This window comes from Streptomyces sp. MnatMP-M17, from assembly GCF_900091995.1.
Taxonomy (GTDB): Bacteria; Actinomycetota; Actinomycetes; order Streptomycetales; family Streptomycetaceae; genus Streptomyces.
In genome coordinates, this window is sequence record NZ_FMDK01000099.1 from 1 (window position 1) to 5138 (window position 5138).

Annotated in this window: 4 protein-coding genes; 3 read left to right on the top strand and 1 reads right to left on the bottom strand. The window is 69.8% G+C overall.

The features are described 5' to 3' along the window. Positions 1-348: Gfo/Idh/MocA family oxidoreductase (locus GA0115259_RS05655; protein WP_161230299.1), on the bottom strand; the 348-nt coding region annotated here is incomplete at its 3' end. A gap of 328 nt (positions 349-676) precedes the next feature. On the opposite strand from GA0115259_RS05655, the gene GA0115259_RS05660 reads away from it, so the two are divergent. The 3 genes from GA0115259_RS05660 (at position 677) to glnII (ending at position 4661) form a co-directional block, all read left to right on the top strand. After that, positions 677-2263 (top strand): hypothetical protein, encoded by a 1587-nt coding sequence (locus GA0115259_RS05660; protein ID WP_237539786.1) that lies wholly within the window; start codon positions 677-679, stop codon positions 2261-2263. Beyond that, positions 2260-3549, top strand: coding sequence for an ARPP-2 domain-containing protein (locus GA0115259_RS05665; protein WP_256097918.1), 1290 nt, complete (start codon positions 2260-2262; stop codon positions 3547-3549). Before GA0115259_RS05660 ends, GA0115259_RS05665 begins: the two co-directional genes overlap by 4 nt. Positions 3550-3641: 92 nt before the next feature. Further along, complete coding sequence (gene glnII, locus GA0115259_RS05670) at positions 3642-4661, top strand: glutamine synthetase (protein ID WP_093591761.1); 1020 nt, start codon at positions 3642-3644, stop codon at positions 4659-4661. Positions 4662-5138: the final 477 nt, after the last annotated feature.

Consider the following 5138-nt stretch of genomic DNA (forward strand, 5'->3'; position numbering starts at 1 on the left):
CGTGGCCGCCGCCGCGTCCGCGACCTCGCGGGCGCCGGCCACGGTCGTCGCGACCGGCTTGTCCATCAACAGATGGAGTCCGGCGGCTGCGGCCCGCGCCGCCAGCGGTGCCTGGATGTCCGGCGGCAGGGCGAAGGCGATGGCGTCGCTCTCGGCGAAGAGCGCGTCGATGCCCGCCTCGCCGGAGTGCGCGGTGGTGTCATGGGCGGCGGCGAGGGCTGCGGCGGCCTCGGGACGCCGCCCCCAGACACCGCTGAATTCGATTCCGGGATGGCCGGCGAGGGCAGGGGCATGCGTACGCTCCGCCCAGGGGCCGGCGCCGAGGAGTCCGATACGTGGCTTGCTCATGCCGCTCAGTGTGCCCCGTCGCCCTGTGACGCAGGAGGCGCGGGTGGACGTACGGGGCGTAAAGCCACAGCGTCAGTACGAGGCCGGTACGGGGGTCAGTACGAGGCTGGTACGGGCGTAAAACCGTGGGCTCCCGCGCCACCACCGGTGCTACGTTGCACGAGCCGGCCGCGGGCCTCCGGTGCGACTTCCGGGACTTGCCTCGTAAAGCAGTGATTTCGCTGTTCGCGCCTCCATGCCCCGGCCGGCCACCGCCGATTCCGGCATACACGTGCGACACACGGGTCGCGTGCGACACACGGGCCACGTGGGACACAGGGGACACACTATGGCGGAGGCTTTCTCCGATCCGGCGGAGACCTTCTCCGATCTGATCGCGGCCGAGGACGTGCTGCTCTTCGTCAACGCGGCCGTCACGGCGACCGGGCAGCGCGAGTTCCACTCGGGCGCGCACGCGCAGCGGCTCTCGCTCGCCTTTCTGCATGAGTACGTACGGGTCAACTACCGCCCGGTGTACGCCGCTTCGCTCGCGCTCGACATCAACGACCACAACGCGGTCATGGTCATCGAGGAGCTGCTGCGCACACCGCGCGAGGCGAGCCGGGAGGAGAAACGCGTGGAGGGACGGCTGATCGCCAAGCGGCTGACGATGCTGCCGCCGCAGCGTGTCTACCGGCTCTTCCGGGCGCTGCGGACCGCCGGGATCGGCAACCGCCGTACCCGCGCCATCCTGCGTGAGTGGCTGGCCACCCGGCCGGATCTCGGGCATGACGCGGTGAAGTACCGCAACGGGCTCAAGTCGGCCGCGCGCCACTTCCATCTCCCGCTTGCATCGGTTACCTCAGAGACCTCGGACGCCTCGGAGACGACCGAACTCGGCGACTTCCTCTTCGCGCCCGGCCGCCGCAAGCGGTACGGCCACGGACTGCTGGACGCGTACCGCCGCGCCCACTTCGAGCAGGGCGCGCTCTACGAACTGCCGTTCACCGTCGCCGAGGGCTTCGCCGCCAAGCACGGCATCCCGCGCGAGGCGGTCCTGGAACGGATGGAGCCCCGGATGACCAGGCTGGAGCGGCTCCGCACGCAGCGCTCGGCCCTGGCGCGGAGCGACACCGGCAACAACAACAGCGATCAAGAGGTGCGGACCGATCTGACCGTCATGCCGCTGACCAGGCTCGCCCTGTACGTCCTGTCCCTGGCCGCCGACGAGCGCGTACGGCGCCGAGCGGAGCTGACGCGTGCTCTCCGTACGGCCGCGCGCCGGGCGGCCGGTCCGTACACCGGGACCTGGGGGCGGGTCGCCGGCGTGCTGGACGACAGCTACTCCTCGTCCGGATCCGGCGAGAAGCGCCGCCGCCCGCTCGCCACCGCCCTGGCCTGCCACTTTCTGCTGGACGCGCTGGCGGCTCCCGGCGCGTACACACCGCTGTGGACCTCGGGGAGCACGGATCCGCTGCTGGTGCGCCCGTACGGACCGACTCCGCTCGGTACCCGGATCATCGACGCGCTGGACCGCGCGCCCGACCGGCTCGTCATCGTCTCGGACGGCTGGGACAATGCGCCTCCCGGACTGGCGGGCGAGGTGCTGCGGGTGTGGCGTACCAGGCTCGACCGGGAGGGAAGGACGAGCGCGGTTCATCTCAACCCCGTATACGACGCGGACGGCTTCGACGTACGCCGACTGGCACCGAGCGTGCCGACGGCGGGCATACGGGACGCCGAGGATCTGCCGGCGCTGGTGGAGATCGCGCAGTTCGCGGAGGGCCGTACGGGCCTGGCCGAGCTGCGGGCGTATCTGGACCGGCGAGTACAGCGCTTCATTGACGACGATGCCGACGATCCGTTCTGCCGTTTCCCCGGCGGAAGCCCGGGCCAGGGCGCCGCACGCGGCGAGACCTCCTTGGAGGCGCGGTGACCCGGCTCGATCTCACCGGTCTGATCACCCGCCCGGCACAGGTCTGGGGCGGTATCCGTCTCGTACCGCTGGTGCGCGCGGAGCCGCTGCCCGGTCTGCGGCTGCACCGGCGGATCTACGAAGGTTACGGCGAGGTCCAGGTGGGCCCGGACATCAGCTATGTCTCGTACATCCCGCACGGTTTCGTCGCCGACTGGTCGGGCGAGGGCGATCAGGGCGCCGCGTATGGCACTCAGCTCGGCGCCGGGGCCGGGGCCGGGGCCGGCGCCGGGGCCAAGGACCAAGATCGCGACCGCGACCGGCGCGACTGGTCTCCGGAAGCCGTGCCCGTACACCGTCACCACCGGATGGTGAAGCGCATGAAGGCGGGCAAGGGCGGCAGAGGCCGGTCCCGTACGGCCGCCGCCACGCGCTGCCGTTTCCTGCCGCTGCATCTCGCGCTGGAGGGCTATCTCTCGCTGCACTTCGGCGGACCGTCCATCGCCTGGGACGAGTGGTCGCAGCAAGCGGTACGGCAAGGGCTCTCGCCGCGCGCCGAGGACGCCTATCTCGGCCTCGGTGTCCGTGGTCTCGCCGACGCTCTCCGCGTCTTCGAGATCCATCCCGGGCAGTGCGGCGTGATGGTGTACACGGCGGACTCGCTCGCCGCCGCTTTTGTCGTACCGCACCCTGATGACTACCGCGCCCTGCACCCGAGCCTGGTGGAGGACCTGTACGGAGAGCTGGTCCACCAGTACGCGTTCTTCGGCGCGCCGGTGGCCGAGTTCGAGGCGCGTATCCGCGACGGCCGGCATCTGGAGACGCTCGCCGATCTGCGGGCCGCGGCGCGTGTGCAGGAGCGCGTATGGAGCGAGACGCATGAGGCGGTACTCGCCCGTCAACTTCTGTCCACGTCATACTCCTTCGAGCGCGCCTACAGAATGGGTTCGTACGAGTTGCACCGTTTCCTCCCGCCGTTCGACCGTGGCGCGCAGGAACAGCACATCGGCGAACTCATCAACGACCACAAGGGCCGCACCGCGTATCTCAAGACGTTCCGGCTCTCCGACGCACAGATCAGACGCGGCCATCTGCTGACGCGGCTCGCCGCCCACGACTGGCATCTCGGGCGTACGGCCGAGGCGTTGGGAGCGACGTACGACGAGCTGGTGCGCCGGATCCGCGCCGCCGGATTCGAGTCGCTGCTGAACGCGCACGCGGTGGCCCGGCGGTCGGCCGGTCACGCGGCGGTTCAGCAGCCCGCGGGCGCTTCCCCACGAGACGCCGCCGAAACAAAAGAAACCTGAGTAACACGTGGTTCATGGATGGGCAACAGACGGGAAATCACAGATTGCGAAGCTTCGGGTCAAAACTGCTGCACCGACAAGGATGGGGCCCCGTGACCTTCAAGGCTGAGTACATCTGGATCGACGGCACCGAGCCGACCGCGAAGCTGCGCTCGAAGACCAAGATCCTGGCGGACGGCGCCGAGCTGCCCATCTGGGGCTTCGACGGGTCGAGCACCAATCAGGCCGAGGGACACGCCTCCGACCGGGTGCTGAAGCCGGTCTTCTCGTGCCCCGACCCGATCCGCGGCGGGGACGACGTCCTTGTCATGTGCGAGGTCCTGAACATCGACATGACGCCGCACGAGTCCAACACCCGTGCGCGGCTCACCGAGGTCGCGGAGAAGTTCGCGGGCCAGGAGCCGATCTTCGGGATCGAGCAGGAGTACACCTTCTTCGAGGGCGCCCGTCCGCTGGGCTTCCCGGTGGGCGGCTTCCCGGCCGCGCAGGGCGGTTACTACTGCGGTGTCGGCTCGGACGAGATCTTCGGCCGTGACATCGTCGAGGCGCATCTGGACAACTGCCTCAAGGCGGGCCTCGGCATCTCCGGTATCAACGCCGAGGTCATGCCGGGCCAGTGGGAGTTCCAGGTCGGCCCGCTGGCGCCGCTGGAGGTGGCGGACCAGCTCTGGGTCGCCCGCTGGCTGCTCTACCGCACCGCCGAGGACTTCAACGTCTCCGCGACGCTCGACCCGAAGCCGGTGAAGGGCGACTGGAACGGCGCGGGCGCGCACACCAACTTCTCGACGCGCGCGATGCGCGAGGGCTACGACGCGATCATCACCGCGTGCGAGTCGCTGGGCGAGGGCTCCAAGCCGCTCGACCACGTCAAGAACTACGGCGCGGGCATCGACGACCGGCTGACCGGTCTGCACGAGACCGCTCCGTGGAACGAGTACAGCTACGGCGTCTCGAACCGCGGCGCCTCGGTCCGTATCCCGTGGCAGGTCGAGCAGGACGGCAAGGGCTATATCGAGGACCGCCGTCCGAACGCCAACGTCGACCCGTATGTGGTGACGCGGCTGATCGTGGACACCTGCTGCACGGCCCTGGAGAAGGCCGGCCAGATCTGACCCGACGGGTTCGTCCCGCTCACAGCTCCGGGAGAGGGCGGTCGCCGACATGGCGCCCGTCCTCTCCGCCGTTCTCGTGCCGTCTTCTGTCCGTCTTCTGTGCTGACCGTCACGTCGCGGGAGCGCGGGGACAGCGGAAAGTGGCCTGCTGCGGCGCGCCGCTATCTGCTTCAATGGGGACATGGCCAGCCACCAGCACCCCGCGACAGGTCCCAGCGACCTGGAGCCGTTCTGGCCGTCCCGGCAGCATCACGACTTCGACCGCGTGTGTTGCCCCGCGAGGAACGCGTCGGCCCTCTAAAACCTCCTTCGAGGCCTTCGGCCGCCGCGCACGACGTACGTCCCGTCCGTCCTGTCGACTCGACGACTCCCTCGCGCGAAAGAGCTGACCCCTCATGGCGAACCCCCGTTCCTTCTCCGCCGCGGCGGCCTCTGCCGCCGCACACAACCAGAAACCGGCGACGTCCGGCCGCCACC